This window comes from Schaalia dentiphila ATCC 17982 (assembly GCF_000154225.1).
Lineage (GTDB): Bacteria > Actinomycetota > Actinomycetes > Actinomycetales > Actinomycetaceae > Pauljensenia > Pauljensenia dentiphila.
The window spans coordinates 1,307,578-1,328,132 of record NZ_DS264586.1 but is presented as its reverse complement, the minus strand read 5'-3'; the positions used below and the strand labels follow the sequence as shown (position 1 = coordinate 1,328,132).

The following is a 20,555-nucleotide window of genomic DNA, read 5'->3' as shown; positions in this document are numbered from 1 at the left end:
TGGAGTGTTGGACCGCCCACACATTTAGGGACCTAGGACCTACCGGAGAAAAATCACCGGAGCCACGGAGCGTCGGTTGCCCGCATTCCGGCCCACCCGCGCGCGCGAGCGGCGTGCGCGGCGAGGACACCGATGATGGCCGACGGGTTGTGCAGCCGCCCATCCAACACCATGGTGAGCGCATCATCGAGGCTCACCCACGCGTATTCCATCGTCGCTTCCTCGTCCTCACGCTCGAAGGCCTCGTCGGCGTCGTGGAGCTCGCGGGCGAGGAAAATACGCAGCGGCTCAGTCGAGACGCCAGGCGAGGTGAAGTAGTCGACGAGGACGTCCCAGCGATCGGCAACCAGATCAGCCTCTTCAGCAAGCTCGCGCTCTGCTGCGATGCGCGGATCCTCACCGGGAACATCGAGCAGACCCGCGGGAATCTCCCACAGCTCGGCCTTGACGGGGTGACGGTACTGACGCTCCAGGAGAAGCTCCTCTCCCCCACTCTCACCGCGCAGCACGATGACAGCGACGGCACCCGGGTGCCGCGTGTATTCACGAACAACGGGTTCCTGGCCCTCGACGACAATGACGTGGTCTTTGATCATGTCGACGATGCGGCCGTTCCACACAGTCTCGCTCTTGGTCACGGTACGGGGGCTGTGCTGGTCTTCGATGGTCACAGCGTCTTGGGGAGACAGGAAACGCATGATCACGCTTTCATTTGGGTTCGGCAGTACGCCATTGAGTATAGGCCCGCGCCTTGCACGAGCAGGAGTGCGACGAGGCCCCGGCGGTCACAATGAACTGCCTCCCGTTTCTTGGACATCGAAATTGAAGTCCAGGGAATGGGAGGCTTTTCGTGTCTGTGGATCTGGGGTTGAGGCATGATCGTTTGCTTCGGGAGCAGGCGGTGGAGATGTTTGAGAGGGGGTTTGGCTATGGTTTGACCGCCAGGAGGCTTGGTGTGTGTGCCGAGACTGTGAGAGAGTGGCAGAAGATGTACCGCGTGATCGGGAGGGGCGGGCTTCTTGCCATGGGAGTAAAGCGGGCCAGATACGACTATGAGACCAAGGTCGCCGCAGCGAGGGCCGTGGTTGATGGTGGGATGAGTAAGCCTGAGGCGATGGTGCGTTTCGGTATTGCGAGCGCGACACCGCTGAAGAATTGGTGCAGGCTGTACCGCGAGGGCGGCGCGCAGGCGCTTAAGCCCAAGCCCAAGGGCAGGCCGAAGGGGTCGGTGCGGGCGGTGCCACCAACGCGTGAGGAGGAACTCGAAGTGCGCGTGCGCAAGCTCGAGGCGCAGGTGGCGTACCTAAAAAAATCGATTGCCCTGAAGGCGCAGAGGCGCTCCCAAACCGGGACAAAGCCCTAGTGGTTGCCGAGCTTTCAGGGCGCGGACACGCGGTAGGTGATCTCCTTGAGGCCGCCGGTCTTGCCAGGTCGAGCTACTACTACGCGCTGGCTCACCCCCAGCAGCCAACCAGGGCGTATCTGCGGCCCAAGGTCGCCCAGATCTTTTCGCGAACCCCCAACGGGTGCGGTCACAGGCAGGTAGCCATGTGCCTGCGCGCTGAGGAAGGGGAGCGCATCGCCGATAAGACGGTCTTGAAGATGATGGGCGAAATGGGGCTGCGCTGCGCCATACGCCGCGAGAGGGCCTACCACAGGTACAACTCCTACAAGGGGGACGTGGGACACAGCTTCGACAACATCATCGGCCGCGACTTTAAGGCCGATGGGCCCTGGCAGAAAATGGGTACCGATGTCACCGAGTTCAAGCTCTCCTTCGGTAAGGCCTACCTCGCTCCGGTCTACGACTTTGCCAGCAAAGAGATCGTGGCCCACTCCATCTCGATGCGCCCCAACCTCGCCCAACAACAAGAGATGCTCCAGATGCTCATAGATGCCAAGCCCGCAGGAGCTGAGCCGATCTTGCACTCGGACATGGGATGGCAGTACCAGCACGAGACCTACATCAGTGCGCTCGCCGATAACGGTTTCATCCAGAGCATGTCACGCACAGGCAACTGCATCGACAATGGCGCCACCGAGCAGGTTTTCGGGCACCTCAAGGACGAGTTCTTTCGCGGCCAGGACTGGCAGACCTTCGAGAGCTTCAAAGCCGACCTCGACGCCTACATCACACACTGGAACACAACAAGACGCCAAGTAAAGCTCAAGGGCCTGACCCCGGCAGAATACCGGGATCAGGCCCTACAGGAAGCCGCATAACGGCTACCATTTAAAGCGTCCAAGTTTCGGGGCGCAGTTCACAATGAACCACCGGGGCTTCAGCTAAGAGCGTTGTGTGCTACTCGACGGAGGGAATCACCGACTGTGCACCGGTGCCCACACCGAAAGCGCGGGCACTCGTCGCGGGCGTCGACAGCGCCAGCGCGGTATCGACAGCGGCCAGAGTCGTTCCGACCGAGTCAACTGTCGTAACAACGGTACCGCTGGCACGCACCTGCGAAATCATCGCGGCGCGGGTGGAGGCGTCGCCGACGAGAACGCCGTTAGTCGAGCCGAGCGCCTGGCCGAGGCCAACCCACGCATCGGGGTTCGACGTCACCGCAGCGGGCGTCGCGTTGGAAGCAGCCGTCGCCTGTGCACGCGGGCCAACGGCGACGAGCGCCGTGGCACTACCGTTTGCATCCTCGTCGATGGTCATGATCGGCGTGGATTCATCGGTGAGAATCTGACGCAGCAGGTCGGTCTCGGCTCCGGTCGTGGTCAGCACCTGGACGATCGAATAGCCAACGACGCCATCAGCGCTAGCGGTCTTGGCAGCGCCCGACGCGAGGTGCGAGGCCAGGGTCGTCGACAGCGTCGTGCGGTACTGGCTCATCGAGGTCGACTGCCAGTTGTCAGTGAGCGTCACTCGACCGACGACGCTCGCTCCGGCATCGGTCAGCGTCGAACGAATCGCAGTCACGTCATCGTCAGATGCGCCGGGCAAAACAACGAGGGCAACCTTGGCGGAGCTCAGCGAACCGGTAAGCGTCGAAGAAGCGAGGGCCTTGAGGCCGGCAGCCTCCGCATCTGCTTGAGCGCTCAGCAGCGGGTCCGCTGCCGAGGTGGTCGCCGACGAGCTGACGCCAGCCTGAATACGGCTTTGCAGCGGGCCGGCCCCCAGAACGACGCCAACGGCCAAAGCAATGAAGATCCCGATGATCGAGACGACGTGGTAGCGGAAGTTAATCATTGGGCTCCTCCTGCGGAGTGCATCAGCGAGACGAAGAATGAAGTGACGGGGTGCAGCAGGTCGTTGCCCCACGGGGTCGACCACAGAGCGACGCCCATCAGGGCCAGCGCGACCACGGCGAGCAGAACAAGCGTCCAACCGCGCGGACGCGGGCGGAAGGTCGCCGCGACCGCCTGCGCACCGATGAGGCGCGAGCCAACCGCAAGCCGCGAGAAGAATGCGGGGGCCACAAGGGCTCGGCCGGCGTCAACCAGCTCCGCCTCCCCGTACGACACGCCAGCAGTGACGACAGAGGGCGCCGACGAATGTGCAGCGACAACGAAAGCCGCGTCGAGAGACGTGCCAGCCATAGCGACGCGATCGTAAACGACGCCCATACGGTCGAGCCGATCTGCGCCGGGAGCGAGGCCGTCTCCTCCGGCGCGAACGATAAAGGAGCGAGCCTTGCGGATTGCCTTCTCACTCATCAGTTCGGCGTCACCGACGACGAGGTCGAGCGACAGTCGGGCCTTCAGCGCCACGTCGGCTCCGCCGTCGACGGCGATCACAAACGGGCTAACCTCGGAGCGCCATCGCGCGAGGGCACGCAACTCGGCCTTCGCGTCGGCAGCACCCGTCACGAGGAGAATCGGCCGTTTCTCGAGGTCGGAGAGCTGGGGCACGTTGACTCCGCGCAGCACCGTCGCACCATCTTTCGACAGGTAGTCCTCAATCGAGGCGTCGACAGCGGCGAACAGCGCAGACGAGTCGGCGACGTCGACATCCAAGTCGTCCAAGGACACGATGGATCCGGTCGCAATGACGGAGCCGTCTACGAGGACCTTCGATCCTGTGACCGTCACTTCTTGGCCTTCGCGCAGGGACATGATGTCCTGACCCAGGTCGTCGACGAGGATAATGCCAGCCTCGAGAATGAGCCGTGGCCCCAGGGCAGCTACGCGTCCCGTCAGAGACGGCTGTGCATTCAGCACTGCGACGGGACCGGCAGCAACGAGCGCCGCAGCGCTCTCGCGGTCCAGGTCCGCACCGTTGATGACGGCGATCTCGCCGCGTTCTAGGCGCGTCGCCAGGTGCTTGGGGCGGTCGTCAATGCGAATCCGCCCGGAGCGCGCGCTCGTTTCCTTTGAAAGTGTCTCACTCATCCCTGCGATTGTGACACGGCAGAGGCCAAGACTTGCGAAGCGTGGCGGCGCGCCGCAGCCGAGTGCGGATCCCCACCCATCATGCGGGTCAGTTCAGCTTCACGGTTCGCACCGCTCACTTCGCGCACCTTCGTGGTCCCATCGTTCTTCTCGATGACGAGGTGCTGATCGCCAAAAGCCGCGACTTGGGCCAGGTGCGTCACGACAATCACCTGCCGTGATTGTGCAAGCCTCTTCAAACGCGCGCCAACCTCGGTCGCGGTCTGCCCGCCAATACCGGCGTCGATCTCGTCGAAGATAAACGTCGACGACGCTTCGGTGCGCCCCAGCATCAGCTCCAATGCGAGCATGACACGGGACAACTCACCGCCGGAGGCTCCCTGTCCGAGAGGGCGGGCGGGAGCATGAGGATGTGGCTGCAAGCGGAAGACGACGGTCTCACATCCATTGGAGGTGGGTTTCGTCGGCTCACAATCGATGTGCAGCGTCGCGTCGGGCATCGACAGGGCGTGAAGCTCCTCGTTCACGCCCTCCGCGAGCTGTCCCGCGAGACGCACACGCGCCTGCGTGACGCGGCGCCCACACTCAAGAACGCGCTCCTGGGCGGCCACCAGTTCACGTTCGACAGCGGCCGGATCAGACCCGGGCGACGAAAGTTCCTCGACACGAGAGCGAGCCTCGTCGGCCCATGCGAGGAGGCCCTCGATGTCAGCCGCGCGCCCACGCAGTACGTCTTTGATAGCCGCTCGTCTCGCGTGAATCTGCGCAAGCCTCTCCGGATCAGCGTCGAGGCGCGACAGGTACGCCGAAACGTCATCAGCAAGTGCTTCCAACTCGAGCACCTGATTGCGCGCACGTCCCACAAACTCAGCCACGGCCGCGTCGAATCGAGCTGCGTCATCGAGCTGTGCGTAGGCGTGACGGGTCGCCTCAACCGCCCCTGTGAAGTCGCCCCGATCGTCACCCTTGAGAAAGCTCAGAGTCACTCCCACCAGCGCACGCAGGTCCTCGACATTCGTTAGGCGCGCTGCCTCGCGAACGAGATCTTCTTCTTCGCCGATGGCGGGATCAAGCTCTTCAATCTGCTTGATCGCCGCGCGCAGATCCTCCAGCTCCTCGGCACGCTCGCTCGCATCGACACGCAGCGAATCCAGGCGATGCTTGACCTCGACCGCGTGACGAAAAGCCGCGCGGTACTCCCCAAGCAGAGCCGCGTGCTCCTCACCGCCAAATTGATCGAGCGCGCGGCGCTGTGCGGCCTCACCCGTGAGACGGATCTGGTCGGACTGCCCATGAATCGTCACCATCGACCCGACGATATCCGTCAGGACCGAGGCCGGCACGGGGCGCGATCCGAGGTGCGCGCGCGAACGGCCTGCAGCACGCACCGAACGACCGACAATCAGCTCACCGCCCTCGACGAGGCCACCGGCCTCCTCAACGCGAGCTGCAACCTCCTCGTTGACCGAAAAAATACCATCGACAGACAGATGATCGGCACCCGAGCGTACGAGCGCCGCATCCGCTCGGGCACCGAGCAGCAGCTGGAGACTCGACAGCACCATCGTCTTGCCCGCACCGGTCTCACCGGTGACGACGATAAGGCCCTCGCCAAAGTCGACGTGGGCAGACTCGATGACGCCGAGATGCGACATATCGAGAGACTCGATCACCGAGGATCATCCCTCCACCCGCGCACGGGAAGATTAAACTTGCGGACGAGACGTGCAGAAAATGGCGTGTCGTCGACGCGTACAAGCTGAACGGGAGACGAACCGACGCGCGCCCGCACCACTGCGCCAGCAGGGACTGTCATACGACGTAGGCCGTCGCACCACATCTCCGGAGGCGTCCAGATGTCATCGAGAACAACGATCTCCACACACGCCGACGGGCCGACGACGAGCGGGCGGGTGAAAAGGCCGTGAGCGGCCAGCGGGGCGACAACGATCGCCTCGGTATCGGGCCACACGACCGGGCCTCCCGCGGAGAAGGAGTAGGCGGTCGATCCGGTCGGAGTCGACAAAATCATGCCGTCCGCGCCGTACGTCGACACTTCCTGGCCGTCGACGACGAGCGCAAAATGAACGGGATGCGCGACGTCGGTGTGCATGACGACAGCCTCGTTGAGTGCCCAGTCGTCAGCCTTCGATCCGTCGGGACGTTCCATCGTGACATCGAGTGTCATGCGTCGTTCGACCGAAAAGTCGCCATCGGCAATCTTGCGCGCGAGATCGCCCGTGCCCTTATCACCGAGTTCCGTCAGGAATCCCATGTGGCCGGCGTTGATACCGAGAAGGGGGACGTCCAGAGCGCGCGCACTCGACGCAGCGACCAAGAAAGTGCCATCGCCGCCGATCGAGAGCACCATATCGATATCGCCGCCCGAAGCGTCGTCGACGACGTCTATGCCGCGTTCCTTGAGTGCCTCTGCGAGGCTCACGGCGCTCGTCACCGCGTTGGGCCTGTGACGGTGACGAACCATCAGGACACGAGTCATCGGGAACCTCCAGCGGGACCGGCCTCAACTGCACGCCGGATGTAGTCGGTGAGCTGCGTGGGATCGATGGGATCCGGGTAGTCGCGGCGCATGTGCACGAAATACTCGACGTTACCGGATGGACCGGGCAGCGGTGACGCAGCGATCGCTGCGATATCCAAGCCACGCTCGATGGCGCACCGCGCAACCGTTTCCACAGTTTCGACATGGTGCTCGGGATTACGAACGACGCCTCCGTGGCCGAGACGTTCCTTACCGATTTCGAACTGAGGCTTGACCATCAGGAGGAAATCGGCGTGGGGCGCGGCCGCTGCAACGAGCGCAGGAAGTACCAGCGTCAGCGAAATGAACGACATATCGCCGACCACAAGCTCCGGGGCGGGAGCGACGGAAGCCGGATCGAGGGTGCGCACGTTCGTCCGATCGTGCACCTCCACGCGCGGGTCGCTCTGCAACTTCCACGCGAGTTGGCCATATCCGACGTCGACGGCGACGACGGATGCGGCGCCGCGGCGCAACAACACGTCAGTAAAACCACCTGTCGAAGCACCCGCGTCCAGAGCCCGACGCCCCTCGATCAGCGGCGCCTTGTCGCCGAGCGCGTCAAGTACTCCCGCAAGCTTGTGAGCGCCGCGCGATACGTACTCCGGATCGTCCGATTCCTCGACAACGATCGCCTGAGCAGGATCCATTTGGCGAGCGGGCTTGAGCACGATCTGGCCATCGAGCTTGACGCGCCCGTCCTCAATCATCTGTGCAGCGGCAGCACGGGACTTCGCGAGGCCGCGGCGCACCAGCTCGGAGTCGATCCTGCGTAACTTCACGCGCCGCTCCCCTCGTGACCTGAACCCATTAGTTGCGCACCGGGGCGGACCGTGCCGCTCGGCGCGTCGGCAGACAGGGCCCGCCGCAGGTCGGCTTCGATCGCCCGGAGCGTCTCTACTTGAAGGGACGCGCCGAGCTGATCGAAACCGACCAGGCGGGCCTCAGTCTGCTCGCGTAATGCCATCAGGCCTGCTCGTCCAGATCTGCCGTGCGTTCCAGGAGCTCCTCGAGCTCTTCTTCACCGGGCAGGAACACGGGGGTCGAAGCCCCCGGTTCGGGCAGCTTGTCGGCATCCGCAGCCACGTCGTAGAAGTCGTCCTCGTCCGCGGCGGCAACAGGCTCGGGCTGGGAGACGATGCCAGCGGGATCCTCGTTGTCGACGACCGTGATCTCGGGGCAGCTGGCCGGCGTGCCGGCGCCATCCGCATACTCCCACGCCGCAGCGGCGAGTGCACGATAGGAGTCGATGCTCATCGTGACAGGCTCGGTCAGCTCGACGTCGTCGAGCGTGAGCACGCCGGAGCGCGTGGCCTTGGCAACCTGGGAGACACCGCAGGTCCACGTGCCGTCGCGGTGGTGCTTGGGTGCCGGGTGTGCCTCAAGCAGACCACGCATGTCGATCGCGAGGTAGGTGGGGCGCTGTCCGCGCGGGGCGCGGATGACGTCGCGCGCCTGGTGCACGCCCGTCAGGACATGCAGGGCAGGCACACCGGCGGCGACAGCGCCCATGATGTCGGTCTCGAGGCGGTCACCGACAGCGAGCGGGTTCTGCGCGCCCACAAGCTCGCCGGCACGGCGGTAGATACCCGGCTCAGGCTTGCCACCAGCGATCGGACGCTTGCGCGTCGCGTGCTGGATAGCGCGGACGAGCGAACCGTTGCCCAGTGCCTGGCCGCGCTCGATAGGCAAGGTTGCATCAAGGTTCGAGGCGTAGAAGGCCGCCCCGCGCTCGATGGCGAAAGCGCCTTCGGACAGCAGCGCCCAGTCGACCTTCTTGTCAAGGCCCTGAACAACGGCCACAGGCTCCTCATCGGCGCTGTCCACCAGGACAAAGCCACGCTCCTCGAGAGCGAGACGCAGACCGGCGCCGCCGATGACGAATACCTTCGAGCCCTCCTCGAGCTCTTCAGCCATGATCGCTGCGATGTCCATCGCGGAGGTCATGACCATGTCAGGCGTCGCCTGGAAGTCCATGGAGTTAAGCTTGTCGGTCACCTGCTGGGGGGTACGCATCGCATTGTTGGTGACGAAGGCGGAAGCCATGCCGGCCTCGCGCGCCTCGATCACCGACGCGGCCGCGTGCTCGATCTTCTCGTCACCGGACCACGCAGTACCGTCAAGGTCGAGCAGTGCGCAGTCGTATTCTTCAGCCAGAGCCGCGCCCGAGCCACGCAGCGGAGAACGCTTGCCATCCACGTCGGCATCAGCGTACAGGGCGATATCGACAATCTCCGTATCCTCGACCTCGGCGGGCATCGACGCGATGACCTCTGCGGCTTCGTCGTCGCGACCAAGGTCGAGCAGTCGCTGCGCCTTGACCTCCATCAGGCGGCGGCGCAGTTCGTCGTCAGCTTCAGCCGGCAGCACTGCAAGTGCATCGTCAACGATCACGAGGCCAACCTCAGCCTGGCCGAGATCCGCACGCGCGCCGGAGGAGACGAGCACGAGCTCCACCTGCTCGGCAAGGTCGAGGGTCGAGGGATCGGTGGCGTCGATGATTTCGACGGCCTTCTCCGGATGGCCGAGCCCACGCTCAGCGTCGGCTTCCACGGCACGCAGCGACGAATCGCCCCGCATGCGACGCACGGCACGAACCTCTCGCAGAGCTTCCTCGTAGCGTCCCGAAGCATAGGCGGTAAGCGCAGCAGCCTCGCGTACAACGTCGACTCGGCCTGCACGTGCAACAGCGGCCTGCGCATGCTGGTAGGCAGCCTCGGGATCAAGATCGATCAGCTGGCCGGCCATCACCAGGTGGCGGGCAACGATGTCACGATTGGGACCAGAAAGGGTGGTCAGAGCGCGCAGAGCATCGCGGTCGAGCTCCTCAGCGCTGACGCCGGCCGGAATCGTCGGCTCATTACCGTTGGGCGAGACGTACTCATCCGTCGAGGAGTAGTTCTTGTAACCGCCGTCGTTACGAGGTGCACCCCCGCGTCCGCGATCCTGGAAGCCGCCGCGGCGGTCGTCGCGACGCTGGTAGCCACCGCGGTCCCCACGACGATCATCACGCGAACCAAAATCACGGCGGTCGTTGTCACGACGCTGGAAACCGCCGCGCTCGCCATCACGACGGTCGTCGCGGAAGCCACCACGGCGATCATCACGCCGCTGGAAACCACGATCACCGTCACGACGATCGTCGCGACGGAACCCACCACGGTCCCCACGGTCCTCGAAATTGCCGCGGCGGTCGTCGCGACGCTGGTAGCCACCGCGGTCCCCACGACGATCATCACGCGAACCAAAGCCACGGCGGTCGTTGTCACGACGCTGGAAACCGCCGCGCTCGCCATCACGACGGTCGTCGCGGAAGCCACCACGGCGATCATCACGCCGCTGGAAACCACGATCACCGTCACGACGATCGTCGCGACGGAACCCACCACGGTCCCCACGGTCCTCGAAATTGCCGCGGCGGTCGTCGCGACGCTGGTAGCCACCGCGGTCCCCACGACGATCATCACGCGAACCAAAATCGCGGCGGTCGTTGTCACGACGCTGGAAAACGCCGCGCTCGCCATCACGACGGTCGTCGCGGAAGCCACCACGGCGATCATCACGCCGCTGGAAACCGCCTCGCTCACCGCGGGCGGAGCGTTCGCCATCGCGATCGCGCCACTGCGGCTGGCGCTTCTGGTATCCACCACGGCCGAATTCGCCGCGTCCTCGAGTCTCTTCTGCCATGGTGTCTATCCTCTATTCCTGCGCCGATAGGCGCGCTCTTGTTCATGGTGCGCATCGTGCGCGTTCAACCACCCAATAGTAGACGACGGGCGGCGTATCAGCGGCATGGGGCCGCAAAAACGAGAGGGACGGCACGCTATCGCGGTCCGTCCCTCTCGATTCGGTGTGTTGTGGCGGTGTCCTACTCTCCCACAACCTGTCGGTTGCAGTACCATTGGCGCTGCCGGGCTTAGCTTCCAGGTTCGGAATGGGTGCTGGGCGTTTCCCCGGTGCTATGACCACCACAAGATTGGTGTTCAACACGCTCCCCCGTAGTGTTGTTGTGGCGGGGGTGTGGGTTGATCGTGGTTTGTATAGTGGTTGCGGCTGTTGTGCTGGTGTTTCTTGTTCACCCCAACGGTGTGTTGGGTTGTTGTTTAGTGTTGGCCCATTAGTACCAGTCGGCTCGCGAGCACATTGCTGTGCTTCCACCTCTGGCCTATCGACCCGCTAGTCTGGCGGGGGCCTCTCACCCCACGGGGGGGCGTGGAAATCTCATCTTGAAGCAGGCTTCCCGCTTAGATGCTTTCAGCGGTTATCCCTTCCGAACGTAGCTAACCAGCCATGCACCTGGCGGTACAACTGGCACACCAGAGGTTCGTCCATCCCGGTCCTCTCGTACTAGGGACGGCCCTTCTCAAATTTCCTGCGCGCACAGAGGATAGGGACCGAACTGTCTCACGACGTTCTGAACCCAGCTCGCGTACCGCTTTAATGGGCGAACAGCCCAACCCTTGGGACCAACTCCAGCCCCAGGATGCGACGAGCCGACATCGAGGTGCCAAACCATGCCGTCGATATGGACTCTTGGGCAAGATCAGCCTGTTATCCCCGGGGTACCTTTTATCCGTTGAGCGACCACGCACCCACGTGCCATGGCCGGATCACTAGTTCCTGCTTTCGCACCTGCTCGACCCGTCGGTCTCACAGTCAAGCTCCCTTGTACACTTGCACTCGCCACCTGATTACCAACCAGGCTGAGGGAACCTTTGAGCGCCTCCGTTACATTTTAGGAGGCAACCGCCCCAGTTAAACTACCCACCAGGCACTGTCCCCAACCCGGATCACGGGCCAAGGTTGAGGTGTCCGCTTGAACCAGAATGGTATTTCAACGACGACTCCACCACCGCTGGCGCGGCAGCTTCACAGTCTCCCACCTATCCTACACAAGTCCAAGCGAACACCAATACCAAGCTATAGTAAAGGTCCCGGGGTCTTTCCGTCCTTCTGCGCGAAACGAGCATCTTTACTCGTACTGCAATTTCACCGAGTTCGCGGTTGAGACAGCGGAGAAGTCGTTACGCCATTCGTGCAGGTCGGAACTTACCCGACAAGGAATTTCGCTACCTTAGGATGGTTATAGTTACCACCGCCGTTTACTGGGGCTTAAATTCACCGCTTCACACCCCAAAAGGGGGTGTTGACGGTTCCTCTTAACCTTCCAGCACCGGGCAGGCGTCAGTGCGTATACATCGCCTTACGGCTTCGCACGCACCTGTGTTTTTGATAAACAGTCGCTTCTCCCTATTCTCTGCGACCCCACAACCCCACACCCACGCATGATGGGCCGAAGTCACGGGGTCCTCCTTATCCCGAAGTTACGGAGGAATTTTGCCGAGTTCCTTAACCACGATTCACTCGAACGCCTCGGTATACTCTACCTGACCACCTGAGTCGGTTTAGGGTACGGGCGCGTCATGCCCTCACGTCGAGGCTTTTCTCGGCAGCTTAGGATCACCACAAGTCCACACACGCGTGTGTCCCTCATCAGTTCTCACCCTAGTGCCCCCCGGATTTGCCTGGGAGGCGGGCCACAACCTTAAATACGCACAACCATCGGCGCACTGCAGCTACCTGTCTGCGTCACCCCTGTTAACACGCTTGCCTACCATCACCGGGGCCCCAAGACCCACACACACCAACACGCCCGAAAGCGTGGAGGCGGCGTGAGCAAATTGGTTAGCACAATGACTTCAGCATGGGCGGTCATAACGCGGTACCAGAATATCAACTGGTTGTCCATCGACTACGCCTGTCGGCCTCGCCTTAGGACCCGACTAACCCAGGGCGGATAAACCTAGCCCTGGAACCCTTAGTCAATCGGCGCTGCGGATTCTCACCGCAGATTCGTTACTCATGCCTGCATTCTCACTCCCACACAATCCACCAGAAGTTCCCTCCAGGCTTCACCTCGTGCAGGACGCTCCCCTACCCAACAACACACCGACATCCAGTTCCTGGTGCCAGCTCTGCGTGTTGTTGCCACAGCTTCGGCGGTACGCTTGAGCCCCGCTACATTGTCGGCGCAGAACCACTTGACCAGTGAGCTATTACGCACTCTTTCAAGGATGGCTGCTTCTAAGCCAACCTCCTGGTTGTCACCGCGACTCCACATCCTTTCCCACTTAGCGTACGCTTAGGGGCCTTAGCTGATGATCTGGGCTGTTTCCCTCTCGACTACGAAGCTTATCCCCCGCAGTCTCACTGCCGCGCTACACCTAATGGCATTCGGAGTTTGGCTGACGTCAGTAACCCATAGGGCCCATCGGCCATCCAGTAGCTCTACCTCCACCAGGGACCACGCGACGCTGCACCTAAATGCATTTCGGGGAGAACCAGCTATCACGGAGTTTGATTGGCCTTTCACCCCTACCCACAGTTCATCCCCCAGGTTTTCAACCCTGGTGGGTTCGGTCCTCCACACAGTCTTACCTCTGCTTCAACCTGACCATGGGTAGATCACCCCGCTTCGGGTCTAGAACACGCGACACACGCCATCTTTCAGACTCGCTTTCGCTACGCATACCCCACACGGGTTAAGCACGCCACGTATCACTAACTCGCAGGCTCATTCTTCAAAAGGCACGCCATCACCCCTCAAGGCTCTGACGGCTTACAGGCACACGGTTTCAGGTACTATTTCACTCCCCTCCCGGGGTACTTTTCACCATTCCCTCACGGTACTATGCACTATCGGTCATCAAGTAGTATTTAGGCTTACCAAGTGGTCTTGGCAGATTCACACGAGATTTCACGAGTCCCGCGCTACTCGGGTACCACACCCACACCACACGCCACCGGTCCGTTTACACGACTATCACGCTCTACGGTCAGACTTCCCAGACTGTTCAACTCCCAACAACAAGTGATGCGATCCCCCGGCAGAAAGATCCAATATGGCCCCACAACACCAAACACGCAACGGCCGCCGCCTTTGACACGCATCTGGTTTAGCCTCCTCCGCTTTCGCTCGCCACTACTCACGGAATATCTTTTCCTGCGGGTACTGAGATGTTTCACTTCCCCGCGTTCCCCCCACCACCCTATACACGTTCAGATGATGGTAACCCAGCACAACCCAGGTTAGGTTCCCCCATTCGGACACCCTCGGATAATAACGCTCGCTCGCCAGCTCCCCGAGGCATATCGCAGGCCGCAACGTCCTTCATCAGCTCTTGATGCCAAGGCATCCACCGAATGCCCAATAAAACTAAACAAAACACAAAAAACAGTACAGAACAAATATGCTCGCAACCACTATACAAATCACAAACAACCCACCACACACACCCACACCCAACAAACCATCAGGCCGGCTGCGCGGGCAACCACCACAACACGTGGCGGACGCCAACACGGTGTTGAACGTGAACCCGACAGTGTGCTCGCTCGTATAACTTCTTATGCCCAACCCAGTAACGCACCCACACCCACCACCCACATCGGGTGGCGTACACATGCAGGCACAAGAAAACAAGCCAACACACCAACCACAACGGGTCACCATGCACGCTTGTTCCCCATAAATATGGGCTCCCTAGAAAGGAGGTGATCCAGCCGCACCTTCCGGTACGGCTACCTTGTTACGACTTCGTCCCAATCGCCAATCCCACCTTCGACCACTCCCCCCGCACAAAGCGGTTAGGCCATGGGCTTCGGGTGTTACCAACTTTCGTGACGTGACGGGCGGTGTGTACAAGGCCCGAGAACGTATTCACCGCAGCGTTGCTGATCTGCGATTACTAGCGACTCCACCTTCATGGGGTCGAGTTGCAGACCCCAATCCGAACTGAGACTGGCTTTAAGGGATTCGCTCCACCTCACAGTATCGCAACCCTCTGTACCAGCCATTGTAGCATGCGTGAAGCCCAAGACATAAGGGGCATGATGATTTGACGTCATCCCCACCTTCCTCCGAGTTAACCCCGGCAGTCCCCCACGAGTCCCCACCATCACGTGCTGGCAACATAGGGCAAGGGTTGCGCTCGTTGCGGGACTTAACCCAACATCTCACGACACGAGCTGACGACAACCATGCACCACCTGCACACGACCAACTAAATGCCACCACATCTCTGCAGTGCCGCCGTGCATGTCAAGCCTTGGTAAGGTTCTTCGCGTTGCATCGAATTAATCCGCATGCTCCGCCGCTTGTGCGGGCCCCCGTCAATTCCTTTGAGTTTTAGCCTTGCGGCCGTACTCCCCAGGCGGGGCACTTAAAGCGTTAGCTACGGCGCAGAAACCACGGGTGGCCCCCACACCTAGTGCCCAACGTTTACAGCGTGGACTACCAGGGTATCTAATCCTGTTCGCTCCCCACGCTTTCGCTCCTCAGCGTCAGTAACGGCCCAGAGACCCGCCTTCGCCACCGGTGTTCTTCCTGATATCTGCGCATTCCACCGCTACACCAGGAGTTCCAGTCTCCCCTACCGCACTCAAGTCAGCCCGTACCCACCGCACGCCCCCAGTTAAGCCAGAGGATTTCACGGCAGACGCGACCAACCGCCTACAAGCCCTTTACGCCCAATAATTCCGGACAACGCTCGCGCCCTACGTATTACCGCGGCTGCTGGCACGTAGTTAGCCGGCGCTTCTTTACCCACTACCCTCACCACAACCTTGAGTTGCGGCTTGACCATGAGCGAAAGAGGTTTACAACCCGAAGGCCTCCATCCCTCACGCGGCGTCGCTGCATCAGGCTTTCGCCCATTGTGCAATATTCCCCACTGCTGCCTCCCGTAGGAGTCTGGGCCGTATCTCAGTCCCAATGTGACCGGTCACCCTCTCAGGCCGGCTACCCGTCAAAGCCTTGGTAGGCCATCACCCCACCAACAAGCTGATAGGCCGCGAGCCCATCCCCCACCAGAAAAAACCTTTCCACCAACCCCCATGCGAAGATCAGTGAATATCCAGTATTAGCACCCGTTTCCGGGCGTTATCCCAAAGAAGGGGGCAGGTTACTCACGTGTTACTCACCCGTTCGCCACTCATCCACCCAGCAAGCTGGGCTTCAGCGTTCGACTTGCATGTGTTAAGCACGCCGCCAGCGTTCGTCCTGAGCCAGGATCAAACTCTCCGAACAAAAACAAAAACGTTAAAGCCCAGAAAAACCAACCAACCAAACAAGGCCAGCCAGCAATCCCAACCAAAAACACTCAAAAACAAAAAACAGGCATAAAAAACAAACAAACACACTATCGAGTTCACAAACAACACCCACACGATCGAGCACACACGAATTTCTCGCATGCTTTCGAAAGGTGTTTCGCGCCATGTTTCCGCGACCCGAGCTTCTCGCTTCGTTCGCTGCCGTTCGGCGCAACAAGGAAAACAATACGCAGGTTGCTCAACATCGTCAAATCGTACGTACCGAACACCCCTTCATCCACTTTTCCGCAGAATCTAGCCAAAATGACCAGAGGACGAGGGTGAATCCAGCCCAGAATCGCGCAATTTCATGTCCCAGACCACATGATTTGAACGAAAGTGTGCTCCAGCGCTCTCTGCAGAGGCTCCCGATCCGCAATAGTGCAGGCTCCAGGCACTCGCAAGCTGGACTTATGACAGAAACCATCACAGTTCTTAGCAAAGTTTTTACTATCCATTGACCCTAGGGCTATACTTGCCGCCATCAGCGCGGTTCTACCGCATCCGACAATGCTAGGAAACACCATGAACGGCACCCTGCGCCCGGCCTTCGATCTCGCCGGCACCCTGGATACGATCTCAGGCTTTATGTATACGTACGTGCTCGTCGCCCTCTTGATCGGCGTCGGCCTGTACTTCTTTATCCGCACGCGCGCTCTTCCGCTGCGCCTGTTTGTGGATGCGCTTCGCGTCGTGATGGAGCCTCCGAAGAAAGAAGGCGGTGTCTCCTCCTTCCGCGCACTGATGGTCTCCACGGCCTCGCGCGTGGGCGTCGGTAACATCGCCGGTGTGGCGACGGCCGTGACGCTCGGCGGTGCCGGTTCCGTGTTCTGGATGTGGGTCATCGCCACGCTCGGTGGCGCTTCCGCCTTCATTGAGTCGACGCTCGCGCAGATCTACAAGAAGCGCGGCCCTCACCACTCCTACGGTGGTCCCGCCTACTACATCCAGACGGCTCTTAAGCAGAACTGGCTCGCCTACCTCTTCGCCATCGTTCTGATCCTTACCTACATGGGTGGCTTCAACCTGCTGGCATCCTTCAACGTCGCCGACGCCTTCACCCAGTACAGCTGGGCAAACGAGTGGACTCCCTGGATCATCGGTGCCATCCTCGCGATTCTGATGGCAGGTTCGATCCTGGGCGGCACGCGCCGCCTGACCGAGGTCACGGGCTTCCTCGTTCCCGTCATGGCCATCATCTACCTGGGTGTCGGCGCGGTCGTCATCGCCCTCAACTTCCACAACATTCCCGCGATGTTCTCCGCGATCTTCAAGGGTGCTTTCGACTTCCAGGCTATCTTCGGCGGCTTCGCCGGTTCGGCCATGATGTACGGCATCAAGCGCGGCCTGTACTCGAACGAGGCCGGCGTTGGTTCGGCGCCGAACGCCGCGGCCTCCGCCTCCGTGTCCCACCCCGCCAAGCAGGGCCTCGTCCAGATGCTCTCCGTCTTCATCGACACGATGATCATCTGTACCTTCACCGCGTTCGTGGTTCTCTCCTCGGGCGTCGGCGATGATGGCGGCGTGACGGGCGCTCCCCTCGTGAAGGACGCGATGGCCACGGTGCTCGGCCAGCCGGTCGCCCAGGTCTTCATCTCGGTCGCACTGTTCCTCTTCGCGTTCACGACGCTGGTCGGCAACTTCTACTACGCCGAGGTCAACTTCCGCTTCCTGCTGCGCAAGATCGAGATCAAGCACTGGATGCTCACGGCCTTCCGTCTCGTGGCCGCTGGCCTCGTTTTCTGCGGCGCGCTCCTGAAGTTTGAGGTCGCGTGGAACCTGGGCGACATCCTGATGGGCCTCATGGCGCTCATCAACCTGCCCGTCATCGTTATCCTCGGCAACCAGGCCATCCGCTGCGCGAACGACTACGTCGCCCAGCGTAAGGCCGGCCGCGACCCGAAGTTCACGGCCTCCTCGATCGGCCTGAACCCCGCAGAGTTGGACTACTGGCAGGATAAGGCTCCGGCCTCCGCCCAGGACGCCGCCGAGAAGACCAACGCGTAAGGGTCCTCTTCCCTAGCAACCGGCCCCGGCCTCGTCTGATTGTGAACTGCCTCCCGTTTCTTGGACATCGAAATTGAAGTCCAGGGAATGGGAGGCTTTTCGTGTCTGTGGATCTGGGGTTGAGGCATGATCGTTTGCTTCGGGAGCAGGCGGTGGAGATGTTTGAGAGGGGGTTTGGCTATGGTTTGACCGCCAGGAGGCTTGGTGTGTGTGCCGAGACTGTGAGAGAGTGGCAGAAGATGTACCGCGTGATCGGGAGGGGCGGGCTTCTTGCCATGGGAGTAAAGCGGGCCAGATACGACTATGAGACCAAGGTCGCCGCAGCGAGGGCCGTGGTTGATGGTGGGATGAGTAAGCCTGAGGCGATGGTGCGTTTCGGTATTGCGAGCGCGACACCGCTGAAGAATTGGTGCAGGCTGTACCGCGAGGGCGGCGCGCAGGCGCTTAAGCCCAAGCCCAAGGGCAGGCCGAAGGGGTCGGTGCGGGCGGTGCCACCAACGCGTGAGGAGGAACTCGAAGTGCGCGTGCGCAAGCTCGAGGCGCAGGTGGCGTACCTAAAAAAATCGATTGCCCTGAAGGCGCAGAGGCGCTCCCAAACCGGGACAAAGCCCTAGTGGTTGCCGAGCTTTCAGGGCGCGGACACGCGGTAGGTGATCTCCTTGAGGCCGCCGGTCTTGCCAGGTCGAGCTACTACTACGCGCTGGCTCACCCCCAGCAGCCAACCAGGGCGTATCTGCGGCCCAAGGTCGCCCAGATCTTTTCGCGAACCCCCAACGGGTGCGGTCACAGGCAGGTAGCCATGTGCCTGCGCGCTGAGGAAGGGGAGCGCATCGCCGATAAGACGGTCTTGAAGATGATGGGCGAAATGGGGCTGCGCTGCGCCATACGCCGCGAGAGGGCCTACCACAGGTACAACTCCTACAAGGGGGACGTGGGACACAGCTTCGACAACATCATCGGCCGCGACTTTAAGGCCGATGGGCCCTGGCAGAAAATGGGTACCGATGTCACCGAGTTCAAGCTCTCCTTCGGTAAGGCCTACCTCGCTCCGGTCTACGACTTTGCCAGCAAAGAGATCGTGGCCCACTCCATCTCGATGCGCCCCAACCTCGCCCAACAACAAGAGATGCTCCAGATGCTCATAGATGCCAAGCCCGCAGGAGCTGAGCCGATCTTGCACTCGGACATGGGATGGCAGTACCAGCACGAGACCTACATCAGTGCGCTCGCCGATAACGGTTTCATCCAGAGCATGTCACGCACAGGCAACTGCATCGACAATGGCGCCACCGAGCAGGTTTTCGGGCACCTCAAGGACGAGTTCTTTCGCGGCCAGGACTGGCAGACCTTCGAGAGCTTCAAAGCCGACCTCGACGCCTACATCACACACTGGAACACAACAAGACGCCAAGTAAAGCTCAAGGGCCTGACCCCGGCAGAATACCGGGATCAGGCCCTACAGGAAGCCGCATAACGGCTACCATTTAAAGCGTCCAAGTTTCGGGGCGCAGTTCATTGAACGGACGAGGCCGGGGCTTCGTTATGCGCGACGGCGCGGCGATCGGATCCTACGCCGGCGCGTGATCGAAGCGCGTTCGGATCTGCACTCCCCCGGTGTGCCCGCACGCGGACAGGGCACGAGCCACCGCGTCGGCGGCCCACCCGAGTATCTCAGGGCCCCCGTGCGGGGCGCGCAGAGTGGCGGCGGCCCCGAAGGCGAACGCAGAGGACGACTCCACGGAGAGCCCCATCTGCACGGCCGATGCCAAGGCCTCGGTAAAGCCCGAGGGGGACAGGGCCTGTCCCTTGTAGCGCGGGCGCGCCTCGAGGTGAATGAGCGGCCCTTCGGCGAGCAGGCAGGCGTCCAGCGAGCCGATCGGCAGGCTCCCGTCCTCGAACGGCATGTTCGCGGTGGAGCGCGCGTAATCCGGCGGCAGGTCACACTCGAAGACGCACTCGTCGACGCTCACATCGGCGACGAGCTCGAGGGTGGCCACGGAGGCAATCACAGATGCCACGAAGTGGATGTGCCTGCCCACGTCACCGAGCCACGTGTCGACAATCGCGTGGCACATCGCCGGGGTGGCGACCGCCGGGGAGAGCTGCCCTGCCGCGCGGGACTCCCCCGGCCCGTCCGCTCCCCCACGCCGGGGTGGCGCGTGGACGTCGCCCACGAAAAAGTCGAAGGCGTAGAGGCCGTGGTGGAAGCGGATGTCGTCGTAGTCGATGAATCCCAGCCCCGTGCCAATGAGCACGGACAGGAATGCATCGTAGAGGCACTCCCTGTCCTGCGCAAAGACGTCCGCCGCGTGGGGCGTGCGCGGGTCCAGCTGGCCGACCAGCCACGCCTGCAACGCCACGTAGCCTTCGTCTCTTGTCACCGGCGCACGAGAACCGTGATCCACCAGCGATCGCCAACAACGCATGTCCCCTCCCGCGACTCGCCTCTTCCTAGCATACTCCTTCGGCCGGGAATAAGAGCAGCCCCGCACGCTTCGCAGGCGCAGGAAGCCCC

Annotated in this window: 14 protein-coding genes and 3 rRNA genes; 6 read left to right on the top strand and 11 right to left on the bottom strand. The window is 61.8% G+C overall.

Going from position 1 to position 20,555, the window contains the following annotated elements:
- Nucleotides 1-53 precede the first annotated feature (53 nt).
- Nucleotides 54-698 carry an NUDIX domain-containing protein gene (locus tag ACTODO_RS05600; RefSeq protein ID WP_003792327.1) on the bottom strand — a complete coding sequence of 215 codons (645 nt, stop codon included), beginning with the start codon at nt 696-698 and terminating at the stop codon, nt 54-56.
- Nucleotides 699-850: 152 nt separating this feature from the next.
- Here ACTODO_RS05600 and ACTODO_RS05595 point away from each other — a divergent pair, with 152 nt between their 5' ends.
- Both ACTODO_RS05595 and ACTODO_RS05590 read left to right on the top strand, forming a co-directional pair.
- Entirely contained in the window at nt 851-1,363 is a 513-nt protein-coding gene (locus tag ACTODO_RS05595) for a helix-turn-helix domain-containing protein (RefSeq protein ID WP_034511730.1), read from the top strand.
- On the top strand, nt 1,363-2,223 hold the full coding sequence (locus tag ACTODO_RS05590; RefSeq protein WP_003790148.1) for an IS3 family transposase: 861 nt from the start codon (nt 1,363-1,365) through the stop codon (nt 2,221-2,223). The genes ACTODO_RS05595 and ACTODO_RS05590 overlap by 1 nt, the downstream gene beginning before the upstream one ends.
- Nucleotides 2,224-2,302: 79 nt before the next feature.
- Here ACTODO_RS05590 and ACTODO_RS05585 read toward each other — a convergent pair whose 3' ends face one another.
- From ACTODO_RS05585 to ACTODO_RS10320, 6 genes are all read right to left on the bottom strand, one after another.
- Entirely contained in the window at nt 2,303-3,196 is an 894-nt protein-coding gene (locus ACTODO_RS05585) for a copper transporter (protein ID WP_003792325.1), read from the bottom strand.
- Nucleotides 3,193-4,338 (bottom strand): putative cytokinetic ring protein SteA, encoded by a 1,146-nt coding sequence (gene steA, locus ACTODO_RS05580; RefSeq protein ID WP_003792324.1) that lies wholly within the window; start codon nt 4,336-4,338, stop codon nt 3,193-3,195. Before steA ends, ACTODO_RS05585 begins: the two co-directional genes overlap by 4 nt.
- Nucleotides 4,335-6,011: a DNA repair protein RecN gene (gene recN / locus ACTODO_RS05575; protein ID WP_003792323.1), complete on the bottom strand. Its 1,677-nt coding sequence runs from the start codon at nt 6,009-6,011 to the stop codon at nt 4,335-4,337. The genes steA and recN overlap by 4 nt, the downstream gene beginning before the upstream one ends.
- A complete protein-coding gene (locus ACTODO_RS05570) occupies nt 6,008-6,838 on the bottom strand; it encodes an NAD(+)/NADH kinase (protein ID WP_003792322.1) in 831 nt (276 codons plus the stop codon). Before ACTODO_RS05570 ends, recN begins: the two co-directional genes overlap by 4 nt.
- Entirely contained in the window at nt 6,835-7,662 is an 828-nt protein-coding gene (locus ACTODO_RS05565; RefSeq protein WP_003792321.1) for a TlyA family RNA methyltransferase, read from the bottom strand. Before ACTODO_RS05565 ends, ACTODO_RS05570 begins: the two co-directional genes overlap by 4 nt.
- Before the next feature lie 184 nt (nt 7,663-7,846).
- Entirely contained in the window at nt 7,847-9,460 is a 1,614-nt protein-coding gene (locus ACTODO_RS10320) for an HAD-IIA family hydrolase (RefSeq protein WP_003792316.1), read from the bottom strand.
- Between ACTODO_RS10320 and ACTODO_RS05550 the strand changes: the two genes are divergently transcribed.
- A complete protein-coding gene (locus tag ACTODO_RS05550) occupies nt 9,401-10,597 on the top strand; it encodes a hypothetical protein (RefSeq protein ID WP_003792315.1) in 1,197 nt (398 codons plus the stop codon). The genes ACTODO_RS10320 and ACTODO_RS05550 overlap by 60 nt on opposite strands.
- 138 nt (nt 10,598-10,735) lie before the next feature.
- On the opposite strand, the gene rrf is transcribed toward ACTODO_RS05550, so the two are convergent.
- The 3 genes from rrf to ACTODO_RS05535 form a co-directional block, all read right to left on the bottom strand.
- Nucleotides 10,736-10,853, bottom strand: a 5S ribosomal RNA gene (rrf, locus tag ACTODO_RS05545).
- 125 nt (nt 10,854-10,978) lie between these two features.
- Nucleotides 10,979-14,103: ribosomal RNA gene (locus ACTODO_RS05540) — 23S ribosomal RNA — on the bottom strand.
- A 324-nt stretch (nt 14,104-14,427) separates the two neighbouring features.
- A 16S ribosomal RNA gene (locus ACTODO_RS05535) occupies nt 14,428-15,968 on the bottom strand.
- Together the 16S, 23S and 5S rRNA genes form the textbook arrangement of a ribosomal RNA operon.
- 590 nt (nt 15,969-16,558) lie before the next feature.
- On the opposite strand from ACTODO_RS05535, the gene ACTODO_RS05530 reads away from it, so the two are divergent.
- The 3 genes from ACTODO_RS05530 to ACTODO_RS05520 all read left to right on the top strand — a co-directional run bounded on the left by ACTODO_RS05530 (nt 16,559) and on the right by ACTODO_RS05520 (nt 19,514).
- Nucleotides 16,559-18,040, top strand: coding sequence for an alanine/glycine:cation symporter family protein (locus ACTODO_RS05530; RefSeq protein ID WP_034512164.1), 1,482 nt, complete (start codon nt 16,559-16,561; stop codon nt 18,038-18,040).
- Between the two features lie 101 nt (nt 18,041-18,141).
- Nucleotides 18,142-18,654, top strand: coding sequence for a helix-turn-helix domain-containing protein (locus ACTODO_RS05525; RefSeq protein WP_034511730.1), 513 nt, complete (start codon nt 18,142-18,144; stop codon nt 18,652-18,654).
- Nucleotides 18,654-19,514, top strand: a complete 861-nt coding sequence (locus tag ACTODO_RS05520; protein ID WP_003790148.1) for an IS3 family transposase — start codon at nt 18,654-18,656, stop codon at nt 19,512-19,514. Before ACTODO_RS05525 ends, ACTODO_RS05520 begins: the two co-directional genes overlap by 1 nt.
- A 94-nt stretch (nt 19,515-19,608) precedes the next feature.
- On the opposite strand, the gene ACTODO_RS05515 is transcribed toward ACTODO_RS05520, so the two are convergent.
- Entirely contained in the window at nt 19,609-20,421 is an 813-nt protein-coding gene (locus tag ACTODO_RS05515; protein WP_003792312.1) for a hypothetical protein, read from the bottom strand.
- Nucleotides 20,422-20,555 lie beyond the last annotated feature (134 nt).